The 18201-nt window shown below is 61.8% G+C and carries 17 protein-coding genes; 6 read left to right on the forward strand and 11 right to left on the reverse strand.

The window, feature by feature from the left end; translation table 11 throughout:
- Positions 1-21: 21 nt before the first annotated feature.
- Both LGH70_RS02800 and LGH70_RS02805 read left to right on the forward strand, forming a co-directional pair.
- The gene (locus LGH70_RS02800) at positions 22-552 is read left to right on the forward strand and encodes a DUF6992 family protein (protein ID WP_226182467.1); all 531 of its coding nucleotides are present in this window, start codon (positions 22-24) and stop codon (positions 550-552) included.
- A 16-nt stretch (positions 553-568) separates the two neighbouring features.
- A complete protein-coding gene (locus LGH70_RS02805; protein ID WP_226182469.1) occupies positions 569-1045 on the forward strand; it encodes a GNAT family N-acetyltransferase in 477 nt (158 codons plus the stop codon).
- A 76-nt stretch (positions 1046-1121) separates the two neighbouring features.
- Here the strand turns inward: LGH70_RS02805 and LGH70_RS02810 are convergent, their stop codons facing one another.
- From LGH70_RS02810 to LGH70_RS02820, 3 genes are all read right to left on the reverse strand, one after another.
- A complete protein-coding gene (locus tag LGH70_RS02810; protein ID WP_226182471.1) occupies positions 1122-1694 on the reverse strand; it encodes a type 1 glutamine amidotransferase domain-containing protein in 573 nt (190 codons plus the stop codon).
- Between the two features lie 98 nt (positions 1695-1792).
- Complete coding sequence (locus LGH70_RS02815; protein ID WP_226182473.1) at positions 1793-2317, reverse strand: acyl-CoA thioesterase; 525 nt, start codon at positions 2315-2317, stop codon at positions 1793-1795.
- A gap of 63 nt (positions 2318-2380) precedes the next feature.
- Positions 2381-3481 carry a DUF3616 domain-containing protein gene (locus LGH70_RS02820; RefSeq protein ID WP_226182475.1) on the reverse strand — a complete coding sequence of 367 codons (1101 nt, stop codon included), beginning with the start codon at positions 3479-3481 and terminating at the stop codon, positions 2381-2383.
- Positions 3482-3830: 349 nt separating this feature from the next.
- Here LGH70_RS02820 and LGH70_RS02825 point away from each other — a divergent pair, with 349 nt between their 5' ends.
- The 3 genes from LGH70_RS02825 to LGH70_RS02835 are packed head-to-tail and all read left to right on the forward strand — an operon-like array spanning position 3831 to position 7526.
- Positions 3831-5177 carry a hypothetical protein gene (locus tag LGH70_RS02825; RefSeq protein ID WP_226182477.1) on the forward strand — a complete coding sequence of 449 codons (1347 nt, stop codon included), beginning with the start codon at positions 3831-3833 and terminating at the stop codon, positions 5175-5177.
- A 17-nt stretch (positions 5178-5194) separates the two neighbouring features.
- Positions 5195-6511 (forward strand): P-loop NTPase fold protein, encoded by a 1317-nt coding sequence (locus tag LGH70_RS02830; RefSeq protein ID WP_226182479.1) that lies wholly within the window; start codon positions 5195-5197, stop codon positions 6509-6511.
- Positions 6512-6515: 4 nt separating this feature from the next.
- Complete coding sequence (locus LGH70_RS02835; RefSeq protein ID WP_226182481.1) at positions 6516-7526, forward strand: hypothetical protein; 1011 nt, start codon at positions 6516-6518, stop codon at positions 7524-7526.
- An 82-nt stretch (positions 7527-7608) separates the two neighbouring features.
- Here LGH70_RS02835 and LGH70_RS02840 read toward each other — a convergent pair whose 3' ends face one another.
- The 5 genes from LGH70_RS02840 to LGH70_RS02860 form a co-directional block, all read right to left on the reverse strand.
- Positions 7609-8838, reverse strand: coding sequence for an efflux RND transporter periplasmic adaptor subunit (locus LGH70_RS02840; RefSeq protein WP_226182483.1), 1230 nt, complete (start codon positions 8836-8838; stop codon positions 7609-7611).
- Between the two features lie 135 nt (positions 8839-8973).
- A complete protein-coding gene (locus tag LGH70_RS02845) occupies positions 8974-10215 on the reverse strand; it encodes an ABC transporter permease (RefSeq protein WP_226182485.1) in 1242 nt (413 codons plus the stop codon).
- A 14-nt stretch (positions 10216-10229) separates the two neighbouring features.
- Positions 10230-11471, reverse strand: a complete 1242-nt coding sequence (locus tag LGH70_RS02850; RefSeq protein ID WP_226182487.1) for an ABC transporter permease — start codon at positions 11469-11471, stop codon at positions 10230-10232.
- Between the two features lie 110 nt (positions 11472-11581).
- Positions 11582-12082 (reverse strand): hypothetical protein, encoded by a 501-nt coding sequence (locus LGH70_RS02855; RefSeq protein ID WP_226182489.1) that lies wholly within the window; start codon positions 12080-12082, stop codon positions 11582-11584.
- Positions 12083-12132: 50 nt separating this feature from the next.
- On the reverse strand, positions 12133-12801 hold the full coding sequence (locus tag LGH70_RS02860) for an ABC transporter ATP-binding protein (protein ID WP_226182491.1): 669 nt from the start codon (positions 12799-12801) through the stop codon (positions 12133-12135).
- A gap of 271 nt (positions 12802-13072) precedes the next feature.
- Here LGH70_RS02860 and LGH70_RS02865 point away from each other — a divergent pair, with 271 nt between their 5' ends.
- Positions 13073-13861, forward strand: a complete 789-nt coding sequence (locus LGH70_RS02865; protein WP_226182493.1) for an SDR family oxidoreductase — start codon at positions 13073-13075, stop codon at positions 13859-13861.
- A gap of 6 nt (positions 13862-13867) precedes the next feature.
- On the opposite strand, the gene LGH70_RS02870 is transcribed toward LGH70_RS02865, so the two are convergent.
- The 3 genes from LGH70_RS02870 to LGH70_RS02880 form a co-directional block, all read right to left on the reverse strand.
- Entirely contained in the window at positions 13868-14281 is a 414-nt protein-coding gene (locus LGH70_RS02870; protein ID WP_226182495.1) for a DUF4890 domain-containing protein, read from the reverse strand.
- A 95-nt stretch (positions 14282-14376) separates the two neighbouring features.
- Positions 14377-16422: an FAD-dependent oxidoreductase gene (locus LGH70_RS02875; RefSeq protein ID WP_226182497.1), complete on the reverse strand. Its 2046-nt coding sequence runs from the start codon at positions 16420-16422 to the stop codon at positions 14377-14379.
- Positions 16423-16609: 187 nt separating this feature from the next.
- The gene (locus tag LGH70_RS02880; protein ID WP_226182499.1) at positions 16610-18058 is read right to left on the reverse strand and encodes an aldehyde dehydrogenase family protein; all 1449 of its coding nucleotides are present in this window, start codon (positions 18056-18058) and stop codon (positions 16610-16612) included.
- Positions 18059-18201: the final 143 nt, after the last annotated feature.

Here is an 18201-nt window from a genome sequence, read left to right on the forward strand (position 1 = left end):
GGCTCCCTATTCTGCCAACTCATGCCCGTTTCCACCTTGTTTCCTCTGGCGTTGCTTGCTGATGCGCTGCCCGTGCTAAACCACAGCCGGGAGCTGATGGCCGAACAGGGCATGGCCGTGCTCGGCACCTGGGCGCTGCTGAATCTGCTGGTAAGCGGCTACTTGGTAACCAATACCGACGCACGCACCGAAAACCACTACTTCCACCAGATGAACGTGGGCTGGAACTTCGTGAATGCGGTGCTGGCCGTAGTAGGCATTCTGCGGGCCCATCCCAACCAGGTGGCGGGCCTCACGCTGGCGGCCAGCCTCACGGCCCAGTTCGACTTCGAGAAGATTCTGCTGCTCAACGTGGGTCTCGACGTGGCTTACCTGGTGACCGGCAGCTGGCTGCGCACCCGGGGCCTGACGGCCGAAAAGCGGCCGGAGCGCCTGCTGGGCTTTGGCCGGTCGTTGTGGCTGCAGGGTGGGTTTCTGCTGGTTTTCGACGGGGCTTTTTACCTGCTTTATCACCGCTTTGCCGCCCAGCTGCTGGCTTTGGTGCAGCCATAATTTTTCATCTTTGGGCATGGATACTTTCACCGCCGCCGACCTTGAAATCATTGAGTACGCGCCGCACTACCAGGAGGACTTTCGCCGCCTCAACCACGAGTGGATAACGCGCTACTTCGAGCTGGAGCCCGCCGACCACACCACGCTAGGCGACCCGCAAACCCACATTCTCTACCCCGGCGGCTTTATCCTGCTGGCCCGCTCCCAGGGCGCCATCGTGGGCACCGGGGCCTTGCTCCAAACCGCCGACGGCAGCTGGAAGCTGGCCAAAATGGCCGTCACGGCCCAGATGCAGGGCCGCGGCATTGGCTACAAGCTCTGTCAGGCCATTCTGGACCGCGCCCGGGCCCTGGGCGTCAAACGCGTCGAGCTGGTGTCGAACCGCACCCTGCTGCCGGCCCTGCACGTCTACCGCAAGCTGGGCTTCCAGGAAATTCCGCTGGGCACCGTTGCCTACAAGCGCGGCGACATCAAGATGGCCGTGGAGCTATAACCCTCCATGCTACCAACCAAAAAAGGCCGCTGTCAGGGCTGACGGCGGCCTTTTTCAATGGGTTTGCCCGTAGTGGCTACGAGCGGGGGGCATGCTTGCCTTCCAGAATTTCCTCCACAATTTTCTTGTTGAAGGCGGGTAGGTCGCTGGGGTTGCGGCTGGTGATGAGGCCCTTATCGACCACCACTTCACTGTCCTGCCACTGGGCGCCGGCGTTGGTGAGGTCGGTTTTCAGGCTGGGCCAGCTCGTTACGTTGTGGCCGCGCAGCAGGCCGGTTTCAATCAGCGTCCAGGGGCCGTGGCAGATGGCGGCCACCACTTTGCCCGAGCGCATAAACTCGGCGGCAAAGGCCACCACTTTCGGCTCGGTGCGCAGCACGTCGGGGTTCATCTGGCCGCCGGGCAGCACCAGCGCGTCGTAGTCGGCCACGCTCACCTCATCGATGGTTTTGTCCACCGACACTTTATTACCCCAGTCTTTCTCGTCCCAGCCCTTGATAGAGCCGCTTTTCAGGGAAATAACGTGGGTTTCGGCGCCTTCGCCTTCCAGGTACTTCTTAGGCTCTTCCAGCTCCGACTGCTCGAAGCCGTCGGTGGCTACAATGGCTATTTTCTTGCCTTTTAGTTTATCACTGCCAAAAATGCTCATGGGAATAGATGTTAGGGTTGGGTAGTAGAGTGAGAACGAAAAAGCCGGCCTGCGCTAGGCAGAACCGGCTTTTCTAGTACGGATATAGCAGCGCCGAGTTACTCGTCGTCCTGCCCGGCCCGGTCGCGCTTGAGCTGCTTGCGCAGGCGCTTCACCCGGTCGTCGAAACCGTCGGGGTCGTAGCTCACGTCTTCCACGTCGAGCTGGTCGAGTAAATCCATCAGGGCGTCGGTGTGGTCGGTGCGGGTGGCGCTGGCCACGCGCACAAAAGCCATTTCCGACCACAGCACCGACTTCAGCCTTTGCCCGTCCTCGCTGAGCATCTGCATTTCCACCACCAGGTTGGAGTTGTCGAAATGAATGAGCTGGGTGCGGATGCGCACGGTTTCGCCGTGGTTGGCGGGGCGCAGGTAGGCAATATGGTGCTTGGTAATGACCCAGCCCGCGCCCTGCTCCTGCGCCATCTGGCCCAGATTTAGGGCGTAGTGCTCGGTGGTGTGGTCTTCGCGGGCATTGAGGAAGTAGTCGAGGTAGCGGGCGTTGTTGAGGTGGCCCAGCATGTCGCAGTCCTGGAAATGAATGCGGTAGGTGGTTTCGGGCGTTTGCAGCGGCTTGGCGGCCATAGGGGTGGCAATTGGTAGAACAGAGGGGCAAAGTAAGCGGATACGGCGCAGATGCGCGGCCGGCTAGTCCGGCAGCCGGAAAGCATCGGCCCGTACCTGGTGGGCAGCGGGCTTGCGGGCGTCGCTGGGGCTGTCGAATACTATCAGAATGTGGTTGTCGTCGGCCATGCCCATGCCTTCGGCCCGGTCTTTCCCGGCGGTGGGTCCGTGGCCGTGGGGCACGTCGAAGAGGCGGCGGATTTTGTCGGGGCCAATCAGGCTGTCGGTTTCCTGCTTCAGAGCATCGGGCCAGCAGTACACGGCAATGGTGCCGTCCAGGTCCATGGTGGGACCGGCCAGCAGGTAGAGGTCGTGGCCCGACTGGCGCAACTCGCGCAGGCCCATGCCGCCCAGGTCCAGGAAGTGCTTTTTGTAGTACTTCTGCTCGCCCCCGATTTTGCTCAGGCGCAGGCGGCCGTGCTTGTCCAGCTCGGGCAGCAGCTCCAGCACCACGGCCCATCCCCGCAGCACCGGGCCGCGCAGGCCCACGAACAGGCGGCCGTCGGTGGTGGCAGCCAGGCCCTCAATATCGAAGCCGTTGTCTTTGCCGGGCAGCTTCATGAAAGGCTTCAGATGCGGATCTTCGGCCAGCAGGTCGGTCAGCTCGTTGGTTTCGGTGCTGCCGTGCAGCTGGGCGGCCTGCAGCAGTTCGTTGGCTTTGGTGGGGTGCGGGGCCGTTTTGTGCAGCTCATAGTCACCGGTTTTCTCGTTCAGCACCAGCGGAATGCGGGCCAGCAGGTAGCGGTTAGGGTCACTTTCCACCTTGGCCAGCTTGGCAATCTGCTTGGCTACATCCTCGTGCTCGTGGTTGGGCTTCTTGCGCTTGAGGCTGTGCGAGCCAATCACCCAGAGGTAGTGGTCGGCTTCGGCCAGGCCTTCAATGTCAATTTCACTGCCGTCGTCGGCGGGCAAATCGAGCAGTTCGGCCAGCTGGTAGGATACGTGCTGGCCGAACTCGTGGGGGCCCGTCAGCCGCAGCCGCTCGATGCTGGTGCGCTCGTCGCAGCTCAGCCAGAGGTTGTCGCCGGTGCGCAGCACCGTGGAAAGGCCGTCGCGCACGTGCTTGCCGTCGGCATTAAGGCTGAGCTTGGGGGCAAACTGCAGGGTGTAGGGTTGAGGACGCATCTATAGTGTGGGAGTAAGTAAGGGCAGAGAACAGAACGCAAACGGCCCAACCCGCGCAGGGTTGGGCCGGCTTTGCAGCGGGGCCCCGGCAGGCAGGCCGCCGACAGTAGATTCAGTGCTGGCACGGATAGTTTACCCGCAGTAAATCGAAACCTTGAGGAGAAGTGGCCCGGCTCATAGTCAGCCTTTTACCAGTGGGGCCGCCAGCCGAGCCGCCCAGGCCCGGGAGTAGGCGCCGGCAGTTTCCGGCTGAGTACTGACGCACGGAATGGTCTGTTAGGTAACACCTTTTCGGGTATGCCGCATGAGTAGCTCACCGCCTGAAGATTGGGGCGCCAATTTGGATGATTTGGCCAACGAACACCGCAACCTAAGGGCGCGGGTGCCTCTGCTCTTGCTGCTCGGCACCTTGCTGCTGCTGCCGTTGCTGTGGGGCTGGCTTACGCGGCCCACCCGCAGCCTGCTCACCGGCTACCAATTTCGGCAAGTGGGCGTACGGGCCGATTCGACCCGGTGGATTCTGGCTCACCAAAACGCCAAGGCTGTACTGCTGTTCAACCCCGCCGATACCAGTCAGGGGTGGCAGCGGCGCGAGCTGGGCGTGGCGGCCGCCGGGGCCCAGCACCTGGCCCTGGACTGGGGCGGCAAAGCCCTGCTAGTGGGCAGCAACGGCGCTGTGCAGGTATATGACTCCCTGTTGCAGCCCATTCCGGCACTGGACACTACGCTTACTTCCTGGCCACGACAGATGCGTCCTAAAATGCCTCAACTTCCAAAGCAGCCAGGGCCGCTGCCCGCGCAGTTAGTAGTAGCAGACCCAACCGGCAACTGCGCTGTTATTGTGGGTATGCATGGGGAGGTCTACGCAACGGGTGACGGCGGCCGGTTTTGGAACCGATGGAACTATCCGGGTGCTTCCGCCCGATCGGACACCGATACTGTTAGAGCAGCGGTGTACGCAGGACTTCAGCCTTATATTAATACGTCCTGGACGTCGTCAGTGGAGCCCAATAGCCGCTTCCCGAGCTTTTATTTGGCTACGGCTCAAGGCTACTATACTTTGTATCTATACCAAGGTTATCTGGACTCCGAAGTACGGATTTCCGCTCCGGGCGAATCTTTCACGCAGTGGAAAGCCGCGCTACCAGCAACAGTGGCGTGGTGCGGAATTGCTGCTAAAAACAATCTACTCGCCATTGACCGGCGCGGCAACTGGGCCAGCATAGACACGGCCGGCACGGATGAAGGCGCCGGAGAGTTCTTCCGCCGTACGGTGTCGGTGATGCCGCTTGATAGCAACGGCAACTTCCTGGGGGTTGGTTCTGAGGAGCTGTTTCAACACCGTGTGGTCGGTTTTACGACGAGCAAAAAACAGCGGGTGTCCATTGGCGCGCCGCAGCCAGCCAGAATACCTAAGCCAACCGCCGCAGCCAGGAAAGCTACCAGCCGCGCCTCGGCTAAGCAGACCAAGACGACTACGCCCGTTCGCAACCCGACCAAAAAAGCATCGGCCACGAAAAAAACACCCCGCCCCCCATTGGAGGTAATCTATACCCAGCCGCAGGAACCCGCTCCTAAGCAACAGGAACAGCCGGTGCCGGCCAAGCAATCCGATTACCCGGTTTATCAGCAGCAGCAGCAAACAAACAAGGAGCCTAGCCCCAAGCCGGGCCAGGACAAACCCAGGCCCCAGTAGAGCTACCGACAACTGCCATGAAAAGCATTCCCCTCTATCAGGCCGAACCGCCCTTGCTGCCCACCTGGCTGTATTACTTGGCGGCGGCGCTACTCGCGTGGACCATCTATGTGCTCTGGCTGTCATTCAAACTAGGACAGCTACGGCGAGCCAGTGAGCGGCAGCACCGGAATGCGGCGAACAAAACGGCCACCGAATCGGCGGCCGGCCAGCCCGATCAGCCCTCCGACATCGATGAGCTTCAGCTGGGTGTGGCCCCCGTGCTGGTCGGCCTGCTCACGCACCCACTCACCAACGAGCCCTATACCATTGCGCTATCGGGTGGCTGGGGCTCGGGCAAAAGCTCGGTTATGCGGCAGATTGAGAAGCAGCTGCGCCAACGGCGGGTTTCCTTCAAGTCCGTGCATATCAATGTGTGGCACTTTCAGCAGGAAGACCAGCTGCTGACCGAGTTTCTGCGCCGCATCCTGAATAAGTGCGACACGTTCTGGTTCCGCTTTCGGCAGGTGCGCCACAACCTGAGCCATCTGGGCTTCGGCCGCACGCTCTACCGCGCCACCATGCTGGCCCTGGTGCTGCCCGCGCTGCTGCTGCTGGCCTGGGTGCTGCTGCGCGATGCCGCCCAGTATATCAGCGCCAATCAGATCCTAAACAGCTATTCCGACGTGGGCCACCGCGTGCTGCAGGACTTCCGCACCAGCGACCTGGGCCTTTGGCTGGCCAAGGTGTTCAAGGCCCCTTTCTACGTAATCCGGCATCTGCGCCAGGCCCTGTCCGATACGGAGGTGAAAGCTCCCGGTCTGCTGGCCATCGTTACGCTGGCCGGGTCGGTACTGGCATCATTATATAAGCTGCCCGAGCTGCTACGCCCCCTGGTCCAGCTTATTCCCTACCAGCAGCAGTACGAAGTAGCCCAAGGGCAGGCCAGCTTCCGGCAACGCTACCAAGACGATTTCAGCAACATCATCCGCCACGCCAAGAATGAAACGCTGATCATCTTTGTCGATGACATCGACCGGATTTCCGGAGCCCGGGTACTGGAGCTGCTCGAAACGCTCAACTTCATCGTCACCAGTGCCCAGGACCGGCGGGGTGGCGGGGCCCTGGGAGCCAAGCTCTATTTTGTGCTGGCCATGAATGTGCCCGAAGTAGTGCGGGTGCTGGGCCCCGTGCTCGACACCCAGCAGCACCTCAAGCCGGAGGCCGCCCAGCAGCTAGCCGCCAACTACCTCTCCAAGCTGGTTGATTTGACCGTCAATATTCCCAGCCTGCAGGGCCGCGACATTAGCTCACTCTACGTACTAAAGCCGGCCGCGCAAGCCGCCAGCGTCTGAAATCATGGCTAACATTCCCAAACAGCCAGTTGGCCACACGCGCCCCGACCGGCTCTGGCGCTGGCTGCAGCCGCACGTGAGTTCCGTCGGCCGCGGGGCCGCAGAGTGGTTTGGCTTTGGCGCGGGCCTGGTGCTGGGCGTGCTGCTGGCCTTCGTCGTCTACGCCGGGTTGCAGCCCCGCGTGCAGCAGAGCCTGGAGGCCCAGGAAAAGGCAAAAGCCAAGGAATCAGCCCCTCAGGACGAGAAAACAGATGCTATCCGACCACTAAAAACTGCCCCGGCGGCCGCGGCCGGGCCAGCGGCACGCCAGGCCACGCCGGTGCCCGTTTCCACAGCCGTGCCTGCGGCGGCCCCGCCCACCGTTTCGGGCCGACCAGCAGTGGCCACCGCGGCGCGCCTCACTCGCCTGGCGCCCTCGTCTACCAGCGGCCCAGCCCGCCAGAGTTGGCCGGCCCTGCTGGCGGCAGCTATTTCGGCGGCGCTGGTGGCCGGCTTTGCCGCCCTGTATCAGTCCCGCCGGTGGCCACAGCCGGATATAGTGAAATCCCGAGTGCTGGAAGCCCTGCTAACGCTGCAGGCCCACCAACACATGCAGCAGCGCCTGGGCATGACGCCCCGCCAGATCAAGCGTTTCAATAGCAAAGCCCGCGTGCAGCACAGCCAGCTGCAAGCCCTGGCCCAGGCTACGGGTAAAGGCGGCACGCCCCCCATGGCCTTTCCCATCAGCTGCCAGATTCAGGCCTTTCAGCTGTTACTGGTGATAGAGGAAAGCCGCCCGCAGCGCAGCAACTTCATGCGCGTTGCTCCCGACGAATTTAAGCGCCAGTTGCTAAAGGCGTATCAAAACCATGTTGATCTGACCCGGGCCCGCCAGGAAGCGCAGGGCAGCTCGACCTTTACCGACGGCCTGGACAACAGCCTTATCCAGAACTTCATCAAGCTTGATCAGGAGGCGCAGATCAAGCCTGAATTATTGGGTCATTTGTACGAGATGAACGTCGGACTCTTGGCGTAACACCATGGCAAGACGATGCCCCCGGCCGCGCGCCACGAAATGCAGCGCGGCCGGGGGCATCGTCTTGCCTGGAACCGTATATTTAGTCTTTCTTCTCGCCTTCGGCGGGCGGGCCGAGCACCTTCACCTTGTCGGTTTTGGTCAGGCCCGACAGCACCTCCACGTTGATACCGTCGGAAAGGCCGGTTTTGATCAGGCGCTTCTGAAACTGCTGGGGCGCGGTTTCGACCTCCACAAACACGCTGTCCTTGTTGACTTTCCCGAACTGCAGCAGGCTTTCCCGGATGGCCAGCACCTGGCTGCGGCGGCCCAGCACGATGTCGCCGTTGGCCGAGTAGCCGGCCCGCAGAAACTGCCCGGGCTTAAGGCGCACGTTGGCCCGCACCTGAAACTTGATGGCGCCTTCCTCCGTGATACCCTTGGGAGCAATGTATTCGAGCGTGGCCGGGAAGTTCTCGCCTTCCAGCGCCCCCACGGTCAGGTTCAGGTCCATGCCTTCGCGCACCTTGCCCACTTCGCTTTCGTCGACTTTACCTTCAAACACGAGGCTTTTCATATCGGCAATGGCGGCAATGGTAGTTCCCTCGTTGAAGTTGTTGCGCTCTACTACCGACGAGCCGACCTTGATGGGCACATCCAGCACTAGGCCCGTGATGGTGGAGCGCACGGTGTTGGAAGCGCCGCCGGTGTTGCGCGAGGCGCCGCGCTGGGCAATCTGCAAGTCGTTCTGGGCCGCGTCGAGGGCCTGCTTTTTGGCGCGCACATCGGCCAGCAGGCGGTTAAATTCCTGCTCGGCAATGACTTTTTGCTCGAACAAGGGCCGCTGCCGGTCCAGCTCCACCTGGGAGGTTTCCAGGGCTACGCGGGCCGCCTGAATGTTGTTCTGGGCGTTGTTTACGTTGGCCGCGTTAGCCACCGTACGGATGCGGGCAATAAGCTGGCCTTCCTTAATCGGCTCCCCGGCCTCCACGAACAGCTCCTCCACGATGCCCGACACCTGGGGCTTGATCTGCACCTCGCGGCGCGGTACGATGCTGCCCGTGGCCACCGTTTTCTTCACGATGTCGGTCAGGAAGGGCGTTTCGGTCTTGTAGGTAACGGGGTTGGTGTGGGCCTGCTTCCAGAAGTAGTTGGCCAGCCAGCCGAAACCGGCCAGCAGCAGCAGCACCAGAATGCCGAGGAAAATTCGTTTCATGGTAATTAACGGTGGTTTGGGCGGCTGATACGGCGCCTGATAGTCGTGGGGCATGCGCGCCGGAGCCGTCAGGGGCTCCACTTCGACAGCTTCGTCTGGCAGTGCTTGGTTGTTCATGGCCGGGCCCTTGCGGGGTTAGTGTGAAATGGTGATTTAGTGATTTAGCGACTTAGTGAGTTCGATGTCTGAGAAGAGCAAAACCAGGCGATTTAAACGACAACTCACTAAGCCGCTAAATCGCTAAGCCACTGATTATTCGTCTTTAAGAGCTACCACGGGCTGCACCCGGGCGGCAATGGCGGCCGGCACCAGGCCGGCCACGCCGCCGGCTACCACCAGCAGCACCACGGCCGTGAGGGCCACGCCCAGATCTACCTGTGGATTGGCGAAGAAGCCCACGTCCTGCCCGGCAATCATAGAATTGATGCCCGCCATCAGGGCCGTACCGCACAGCAGCCCGATCAGGCCGGCGGCGGCGGTAATGACGATGCTTTCCTGCACAATCAGGCTGATAATGCTCCAGGGAGTAGCGCCCAGGGCCTTGCGAATGCCGATTTCCTTGGTGCGCTCCTTCACCACGATGAGCATGATGTTGCTCACCCCGATGATGCCGGCCAGAATGGTACCGATGCTGACCAGCCAGCTGAAGCCCGAAATGCCGGTAAACAGGCCCTGCACCCGCTCGAACTCCTCTTCCACGTTGGCCGAGCCAAAGGCCCGGTCGTCGGTGGGCGCCACTTTGTGCTGCCGGGCCAGCAGCTGCTTCACCTTGGTTTCGACCACGGCGGCCGGAATACCGGGCTTGGGAATGAAGGCGAAGTAGCCCACCTTGTTTACCTGGTTGAAGGTAACCTGCAGGGCCGTAAGCGGAATCATGATGGTCTGGGCGTCCTGCTGGGCATTTTCAGGCTTGCCCTCGGCCTTGAACAAGCCCACCACCCGGAAGAAAATGCCCTTGATGCGGATTTCCTTACCTAGCGGGTTGTCGGTGCCGAAGAGCACCTCGGCTACCCGGTCGCCGATGACGGCCACCTTGCGCCGCTCGTCGATGTCGATGTCGTTGATGAAGCGGCCAGAGGTCAGGTGCAGGGCCTTTACGGCGGGGTAGCCGGGGTATTCGCCGTTCACCGTGAAAGCCGAGCTTTTGGTGCCGTACTGTACTGTGAAAGCACCGTCGAGGGAGCCGCGGGGCAGCACGAAAGCCGCCTCGGGGACTTCGCGCAGCAGGGCCGCCACGTCGTCGTTGGTAAACTGAATGAAGCGGCCCACCTTGAGGCCGGCGTAGGGCACGCTGGTGCGCTGACTCCAGACGAACACGGCGTTTTTGGCCACGTCAAATTCTCTTTCGACCCCGTTGCGGAAGCCTTTGCCCGAGCCCAGCAGCACCACGAGCATGAAAATTCCCCAGAACACGCCAAACGCCGTGAGCCCCGTGCGCAGCTTATGCCGCCGCACCGTGCTCCAGATTTCGCTCCATTTGTCGAGGTCAAACATTGGGCAAAGAATAGTTAGTCAGCGCGTAAGGCTTCAATGGGTTTCACGTTGGCGGCTTTCATGGCCGGAATCAGGCCGGCCACGGCCCCGGAGATGACCAGCAGCAGCGTCGCACTCACGGCCACGCTGAGGTTGACTTCCGGGTGGTCGAAATACGAGGATGAGCCGCCGGCTTTTTCGAGCATGTAGCGCACAAAATCCAGCAGGGCCACGCCAAACAGCAGCCCCAGGTAGCCCGAGAAGCTGGTGATGACCACCGACTCCTGCACAATCATGCTGATGATGCTCCAGGGCGTGGCGCCCAGGGCCTTGCGCACCCCGATTTCCCGGGTCCGCTCCTGCACGATGATGAGCATGATATTGCTCACGCCCACCACACCGGCCACCAGGGTCAGCACTCCGATAACACTCACAAACAGCTTGATACCGGTAAACAGGCCCTCAAACCGCTTCACTTCCTCCTCGTTGTTGTCCAGCTCCAGAGCCTGCTTGTCGGCCGGGTCGAACTGGTGGCGGCGGGCCAGCAGCGTCCGCACCTGGTCTTCGAGCTGCTTTACGGGCGTGCCCTTGGTGCTGCTGATGCCGATGCGCTGCACCTGGTTGTACTGGTTGAACGTGGTCTGGAAGGTGCTGAAAGGCACGAAGGCCCGCTCCTCGTTGCGGCCGTTGTTGCCGGTGTGGGTGAAGATGCCAACGACTTTGAAGAAAACACCCTTCACCTGCACGTACTGCCCAATGGCCGGGGCGTCGCCGAACAGCACCTTGCGCACCTTCTCCCCCATGATCATCACTTTGCGCCGCTCGATGCCATCCAATGGACTCAGCAGGCGGCCCTGGGTGAGTTTTTCGCCGTTAAGCTGAAAGAACTCGGCCGTGGCGCCAAACACCTGGTAGGAGCCGTTCTTGGTTTTGTTCACGATGGTGTACTCGCCAAACAGGCGGTTGCGCGAGGCCAGCAGCTCCACGCCATCTACCTGGTGGCGAATGGCTTCCAGATCGTCGTTGGTAAACTTCAGCTCCCGGCCCGGTTTCAGACCCTGCCACGGCAGGGAGGTTTTGCCCGCACTCACAAACAGGCTGTTCATGGCCCCGCCGCCAAACTCTTTCCAGATGCCGTTCTCGATACCCTTGCCCGCACCCAGCAGCAGCACTAGCATGAAGATGCCCCAAAACACCCCGAAAGCCGTCAGAAACGTGCGCAGCTTGTTGCGGCGCATGGTTCCTAGGATTTCCTGCCATTTGTCGAGGTCAAACATGGATTTCTAATGTGCTGATGTGAAGAATGTGGGCAATGTGCTAATGGGGGAAGGCAGTTGAGATGGGTAATATGCTGCTGGTAAAATGTGACAGGCTACTATCCTCACTCTTATTCTCTGCAGCTGTTTCGCAGTTTCTCCAGGCGGCGCACCACGTCTTTCACCGTGGCCTCACTGCTGGTATAAAGCGGCAGCTCGAAGGTGATGTTGCTGCCCTTTCTGCTCTTGCTGATTTTAATCTGGTAGTGCTGCTGCCCGTCGTCGTTGGTGGCCGGCGCATACGTCAGGGCCTGCACATCGGCCCAGTCGAAGCTCATCTTTAGCTCGAAAAAGCCGTCGGCCATGCGCATGGCCCAGCCCCCGGAGTCGCCGCCCCCGTAGCTCATGGCCAGCGGCTTGCTCATCTGTACCTCCGCGCCCCGGTCCCGGATGATCTGCTCGGCGTGGCAGCCTCTCAGGGCCAGATGCACGTCCTGCTTGGGCTTTTTGGGGTCCTGCATCAGCTGGTCGAGCTGCTGCATCAGAGCCTGCTGCTCGGCCGCCGCGGTTTGGGCCTGACTGACGGTAACAGTACTGCCAACCAGCAGCCCAGCAAAAAGGAAGGTCTTCATAGCAACGCCCGATTAGAACGACAAACTCACTAAATCACTAAGTCGCTAAATCACTCCCGCACAATCAGCCCGTCACGAATGCGGATCAGCCGGTCGGTCTGGGCAGCAATGTCGTTTTCGTGGGTCACGATGACGACCGTCATGCCTTCCTTGTTCACCGCCTTGAAAATGTCCATCACCTCCTGCGTGGTGTGCGTATCGAGGGCGCCGGTGGGCTCATCGGCCAGAATCAGCTTGGGCTGGCTGATCAGGGCGCGGGCAATGGCCACGCGCTGCCGCTGCCCGCCCGAAAGCTCGCTGGGCAGGTGGTCGGCGCGGTCGGCCAGGCCCACCCGGTCGAGGTATTCGAGCGCCAGCTTGTTCCGCTCCCGCCGGCTCACTTTCTGGTAGTACAGCGGCAGGGCCACATTTTCCAGCGCGTTCTTAAAGTTCAGCAGGTTGAAGGACTGAAACACAAAGCCCAGAAACTGATTGCGGTACTGCGCGGCCCGGGTCTGCGACAGGTTCCGGTCGATGCGGGTACCAGCCAGCGTGTAGTCGCCCTGGTCGAAGTCGTCGAGGATGCCCAGAATGTTGAGCAGCGTGCTTTTGCCCGAGCCCGACGAGCCCATGATGCTGACTAGCTCTCCCTCCCGGATGTGCATGTCGATGCCCTTGAGCACCTCCAGCCGGTTGGCTCCCACCTCGTACGTCTTCCGAATATTGCGCAGCTGTATCATAAAGCAGATAGCAAACCAGTTAGCTTGTTTAACCGAGTAGCATGCAATACAAAGTAGCACGATTTCTCAGAAAAAGCAAAGTGAAGCCCGTTATTTTTTCATTGCCCCGCACTAACTGCGCGGCCAGCAACGTGCGGATAGATGGTAGCCCCCAGCGAAAGGTTGCCTGAGCTTTTATTAATATAGCAAAAGTTGATTTTGGCTGGGTACTATTTTGCCTTGCTTAACTTCTACCTTACCTGAGTACCCGGTGCAAGCAATGCCGCAAGTCATGCCCTTCACAAACCAAGTTATCTGGATTACGGGTGCCTCCGCCGGCATTGGCGAGGCCCTGGCTAAGGAATTTGCCCGCGCCGGGGCCCGCCTGATACTCTCGGCCCGCAATGTGGCCGAGCTGGAGCGGGTGCGCGCCGCCTGTGCCCCGGCCGAAGTACTGGTCCTGCCCCTGGATCTGGCCCACAGCTCCGATTTTCCGGCCCACGTAGCGCAGGTGCTGGCGCACTACGGCCGCCTCGACATACTCGTGAACAACGGCGGCATCAGCCAACGCTCCCTGACCCTGGACACCAGCCTCGACGTGCACCGGCGGCTGATGGAGGTCAACTACTTTGGCACCGTGGCCTTAACCAAAGCGGTGCTGCCCCACCTCATAGCGCAGGGTCAAGGGCAAATCGTGGTAGTAAGCAGCCTGGTGGGCAAATTCGGCTCGCCCTACCGCAGTGCCTACGCGGCCTCCAAGCATGCCCTGCACGGCTTTTTTGACTCATTACGAGCCGAAATATGGGCGTCAGGCGTGGGCATTACCATCATCTGTCCGGGGTTTGTCCGCACGGGCGTGTCCGTCAACGCCCTTACCGCCGACGGCAGCCCGCAGCGTACGATGGACGAAGCCACGGCCCGGGGCCTGGCGCCCGAGGAGCTAGCGCTACAGGCGGTGCGTGCCATTGTGCGGCGCCGGCAGGAAGTGTATATCGGGGGCCGCGAAACGCTGGGCGTCTACCTGAAACGGTTTCTGCCCGGCCTGTTCAGCCGGGTGTTGCGCAGGGCGCAGGTTCGCTAAGAGCGGCTACTTGCCGGAGCGGCGAGCTTGCATCTGAGCCTGCATCTGGCGCTTTTTGGCCTGGTACTGCTTGTACTGCGTGGGCGTCAGCACGGCTTTGAGCTGGCCTTCCGAATCGGCGTTAATAGCCTTCAACTCGGTCATCAGGGCCGTTTGGTTGCCGGCGTTCTGTTTGCGGGCCTCATTCACCTTCTCCACCGTACCGCTCAGAATAGCGCGGACCTTCCCCTGCTGGTCGGGCAGCAGCTTCAGCTCGTCGGTCATCACGTCGGTCAGGTCGCGGGCGGCGGCCTTGGGCACGGGCGCCGGGGCTACCGTCACCGACTTGGCCTCGGGAATATCCGCCTTCTGGCGGCGGGCACAACCAAACGTGACGGTGCTAAGCACGCCGAGAACAAGCAGGGAGCGGGTAAAAAGCATAGGAGCGCAGTGGGTGAACTGCGCTTGCATACGCGAAAACCATACCCGGCGGTTATGCCCGCCCGGAAATGGGCCCTCCCACCGTTTTTTGGCCTTTATAAGCCCAGAGTCGCCACCCGATTGGTCGCCAGGCTAACGGTGCTGCTGCTCGCCTTCATCTCTTGGGCCGTATGGTGGGCCAGGGCCATAATCGTCAGCATGGGATTTACGCCGCTGCAGGCCGGAAACGCCGAGCCGTCGGCCACGAACAGGTTACGAACCTCGTAGGTTTCGCCGTTAGGCTTCACTGGGTGCGTGGCTGCCTCGCCGCCCATGCGGCAGGTGCTCATCTGGTGGGCGCTGTAGAGGCTGAACTGGTTGGGTTTCCACCCCAGATACGGCAGCTGATCGAGCACCTCGGGGTTTTGCAGTACGCCCTGGGCTGCGTGCAGCGTGGGCAGAGTGCCGTGGGGCAGATAGACCTTCCCGGCCCCGGCGGCCACATGAATTTCGGCGGCCGCCCGCACGCCCCGCAGCATGCTGGCCCGGTCGAAGTCGCTGAGCACGTAGTCGATGAGGGGCGCGCCGTGCTTGTCGATGCTGACGCGGCCCCCGTCCCGGTCCCGGGTCAGCACGATGAAGCTGCCCAAGCGGGCCGCGTCCAGCATCATCTGCTTATGCTGCTCGCCCGACAGCCAGGGCAGCACCATGGCCATGAGGCCGGCGTGGGCGGGCGGCGTTTCGAGCTTGGCCCCGAAGTTGGTGCCGTTCAGCCGCGTGAAACTGTCATTCACCACCGACATGCTCGGACCGTGCCAGGGGTCCATGCGGTGCGGGTATACGCCCGAAACCACCACCGTCGGGTGCAGATGCAGATGCTGCCCAATATGCGGATGCCGCAGGCCGCTACGCAAGAGCAGGGCCGGCGTTTGGACCGCGCCCCCGGCCACTACCACGCGCTTGGCCCGTACCGTGATGCGCACCGGCCGGCCGTCGGCGGTGGTATGCACGGCTTCGGCTCCGGTAGCTACGCCGGCCTGTACACTCACGTGTTCTACCCGCGTGTCGGCCAGAATCCGGGCGCCGTGCTGGAAGGCTTGCAGCAAATAGGTGTTCAGAGTGCCCTGCTTGATGCCGTACCGGTCGCCCATGGTGGAGTAGCCCAGGCCCTGAAAGTGCTGGTCCGACTCGGTGAGGCCTTTTTCGTTGCGCGGAATCAGCTTCACGTCCTGGCCCAGCTTAGTGGAGCCGTCCCACAACGCTTGGTTTTGACCGTTGTGGCGCGTGTAGCTGGTATTCACGCTCAGGGCCTGCTCCACGGCATCGAGGCTGTACTTGAACTGCTGCGACGTGAAATGCGGCACCTGATGCTCCCGGGCCCATTCTTCGAGCACGTAGTCGGGAGTGCGGAACGAGCCGGCCCAGTTCACGGTGGTGCCCCCGCCGAGGCAGCTGCCGGCCAGCAGCGCCACGCCGCCGTCCTGGGTGGTCAGGGCGCCTTTGGCGTCGTAGAGCTTGCCCAGCATATCCACTTCGCGCTGGGTAAACTCGCAGCCGTGGCAGTACGGGCCTTTTTCGATAACCAGCACGTCGTGACCTGCGGCGGCCATTTCGCCCGCCACCACCCCGCCGCCGGCCCCACTGCCGATAACCAGCACGTCGCAGTCGTAGGTGGTATCGGCCGTCGGCTGCAGGGTGCGGATGGGCTTGGGCGTGGCCACCACCTCATCGGGCAGCGGGCCGGGGTAGCCCATTCCCTCCCAGGCCCCGTTGGCCTGCCCGGCTGCCGACGAGCCGTAGTAGAGAAATACCAGCAGCTTGCGCAGGGCATGAAAGCCTTTACGCAGCTGGGGCAGGTTACTTTGGGCCCAGCTGCGCAGCATGTGGTGGCGCTGCTCGGGCTCGAGGCGCACGAAGGGTTTCAGGGGGCCAAACCAGGTGAGGCCCAGCATGGGGTTGGCCAACAGGCCCAGCAGCTTCTCAAACTCCTGCTGCGCCCCCAGCGGCTGGGCGCTCAGCACTTCCGCTATTTTCTGCCACTCAATACCCTGCGAGCCGCTGCGGGCCCAAAAGGCCGACTGCTCTCCCCGGGCCGGAAAACCCGGAATAAACGTATCGGCCAGGGCCTGCAACAAGGGTTGGTGGGCAGCAGTGAGAATCATGGGAGCGGGCGAAAAAAGAGCGGAAGCGTCCCGGCTGGTGTGGCAAGCCGGCGGCCTGAAAAGTTCGTCAATTTCTCCGATATAGTCGGCATGCCGCCTATTGTTTCCGGTCGGGTTCTATTGTTTTGGCCGTCAACGGAAAAGGAGCACCGGTTGGATGCTCCTTTCCTGTTGGTAATTAACAGCCTTAAAACAGCCGCATCAGCCAGTCGATCAGCTTCTGCACCTTGGGCGTATAAGGCGGGTACATCAGCTTGATGGCCGTGCGGCCGGTACGCTGCCGGAGCACGGCCTTTTCGTTGGAGAAAGCCAAAAAGCCGTAGTGCCCGTGGGCCTTGCCCATGCCGCTGTTGCCCACGCCGCCGAAGGGCAGCTCGGGGTGGGCCAGGTGCAGAATGGTTTCGTTTACGCAGCAGCCCCCGGCCGACACGTTCTGGAGCACATACTGCTGGTTATCATTGCTTTTGGTGAACAGGTACAGCGCCAGGGGCCGGGGCCGGGCATTCACGAAGTCGGCGGCTTCGGGCAGGGTGCGGAAGGGCTGAATGGGCAGCAGCGGCCCGAAAATTTCCTCCTGCATCACGCGGCTGTCGGGGGCGGCGTTGAGCAGCAAGGTGGGCTCGATAAAGCACTGGCTGCTATCCACGATGCCGCCCTGAGCTACCTGCGCGCCGTCGCGCTGGGCATCTTCCAGCAAGCTTGAAATCCGCCTGAAATGGTGGCCGTTGACGATGCGGGCGTACGATTTAGAGTGGATGATGCCCTCGTGCTGCGGGTCGTAGAAGCGGGTGATGGCCTGGCCGACTTCGCGCACAAACTGCTCCTGCACGCTTTCGTGCACTAGCACGTAGTCGGGGGCCACGCAGGTCTGGCCGGCATTGATATACTTACCCCATACGATTTTCTCGGCCGCGTCGCGCAGGTCGGCCGTGGCATCGACTACTACCGGCGACTTGCCGCCCAGCTCCAGCGTCACGCTGGTCAGGTGCTCGGCGGCGGCGCGCATCACCACCTTGCCAATGGCCGGGCTGCCGGTGAAAAAGATATGGTTGAAGGGCAGGCGCAACAGCTCGGTGGCCACGTCCTTGTCGCCTTCCACCACGGCCACTTCGGCGGGGTCGAACAGCTCGTGGGCCATGCGGCTGAGCAGGGCGGCCACGGCGGGCGTCATCTCTGAGGGCTTGATGATGCAGCAGTTGCCGGCGGCCAGGGCCGAAGTCAGCGGGTCGATGGCTAGGTAGAACGGGTAGTTCCAGGGCGCCACAATCAGGCACACGCCTTTGGGCTCGTAATGCACCCAGGAACTGGTGCCCACCAGCGACAGGGGCGTGCCCACGCGGCGCGGGCGCATCCACTGCTTCAGGTGCTTAATGGTATGCTTGATTTCGACCTGCGAAGACCAGATTTCGGTGACGTCGGTTTCAGCCGCGGGCTTGCGAAAATCGGCGTAGAGGGCCTGCTGAATGGGCTGGCGGTTTTGCTCGATCCACTGGCTGAGCTTGCGCAGGCGCGCAATCCGCTCCCGCACCGATTCGCGCTGCAGGGCCGGAGCCCGCAGCTGTTGCTGCTTGAATAGCGCGGCCAGGCCGGTAGAAGACGTAGCGGCAGGAGCCGCCGAAGCCGAAGAAACAGTCATACAAGAATGCGTGGTGGAAACAGAACAGCCTAAGATACGGAATCGGGCGGGCTAGTTGCGGGGAGGGAAGTTTGCGCCCTGCGGGAATAACAAGGCAGCCGGCAAATCGGACTTCGGGTGCCCGTCTCATGCTTGGTCTGCTA

Origin of the sequence: Hymenobacter nitidus (assembly GCF_020447315.1) — a bacterium.
In the GTDB taxonomy this organism is placed as follows: Bacteria; Bacteroidota; Bacteroidia; order Cytophagales; family Hymenobacteraceae; genus Hymenobacter; species Hymenobacter nitidus.

What these genes read in the sequence shown, in the direction of transcription:
- LGH70_RS02805 (WP_226182469.1), top strand. Translation starts at nt 569, where the DNA reads ATGGATACTTTCACCGCCGCCGACCTTGAAATCATTGAGTACGCGCCG.
- LGH70_RS02865 (WP_226182493.1), top strand. Translation starts at nt 13,073, where the DNA reads ATGCCCTTCACAAACCAAGTTATCTGGATTACGGGTGCCTCCGCCGGC.
- LGH70_RS02850 (WP_226182487.1), bottom strand. Translation starts at nt 11,471, where the DNA reads ATGTTTGACCTCGACAAATGGCAGGAAATCCTAGGAACCATGCGCCGC.
- LGH70_RS02835 (WP_226182481.1), top strand. Translation starts at nt 6,516, where the DNA reads ATGGCTAACATTCCCAAACAGCCAGTTGGCCACACGCGCCCCGACCGG.
- LGH70_RS02815 (WP_226182473.1), bottom strand. Translation starts at nt 2,317, where the DNA reads ATGGCCGCCAAGCCGCTGCAAACGCCCGAAACCACCTACCGCATTCAT.
- LGH70_RS02860 (WP_226182491.1), bottom strand. Translation starts at nt 12,801, where the DNA reads ATGATACAGCTGCGCAATATTCGGAAGACGTACGAGGTGGGAGCCAAC.
- LGH70_RS02830 (WP_226182479.1), top strand. Translation starts at nt 5,195, where the DNA reads ATGAAAAGCATTCCCCTCTATCAGGCCGAACCGCCCTTGCTGCCCACC.
- LGH70_RS02820 (WP_226182475.1), bottom strand. Translation starts at nt 3,481, where the DNA reads ATGCGTCCTCAACCCTACACCCTGCAGTTTGCCCCCAAGCTCAGCCTT.
- LGH70_RS02800 (WP_226182467.1), top strand. Translation starts at nt 22, where the DNA reads ATGCCCGTTTCCACCTTGTTTCCTCTGGCGTTGCTTGCTGATGCGCTG.
- LGH70_RS02855 (WP_226182489.1), bottom strand. Translation starts at nt 12,082, where the DNA reads ATGAAGACCTTCCTTTTTGCTGGGCTGCTGGTTGGCAGTACTGTTACC.
- LGH70_RS02870 (WP_226182495.1), bottom strand. Translation starts at nt 14,281, where the DNA reads ATGCTTTTTACCCGCTCCCTGCTTGTTCTCGGCGTGCTTAGCACCGTC.
- LGH70_RS02840 (WP_226182483.1), bottom strand. Translation starts at nt 8,838, where the DNA reads ATGAACAACCAAGCACTGCCAGACGAAGCTGTCGAAGTGGAGCCCCTG.
- LGH70_RS02880 (WP_226182499.1), bottom strand. Translation starts at nt 18,058, where the DNA reads ATGACTGTTTCTTCGGCTTCGGCGGCTCCTGCCGCTACGTCTTCTACC.
- LGH70_RS02810 (WP_226182471.1), bottom strand. Translation starts at nt 1,694, where the DNA reads ATGAGCATTTTTGGCAGTGATAAACTAAAAGGCAAGAAAATAGCCATT.
- LGH70_RS02875 (WP_226182497.1), bottom strand. Translation starts at nt 16,422, where the DNA reads ATGATTCTCACTGCTGCCCACCAACCCTTGTTGCAGGCCCTGGCCGAT.
- LGH70_RS02845 (WP_226182485.1), bottom strand. Translation starts at nt 10,215, where the DNA reads ATGTTTGACCTCGACAAATGGAGCGAAATCTGGAGCACGGTGCGGCGG.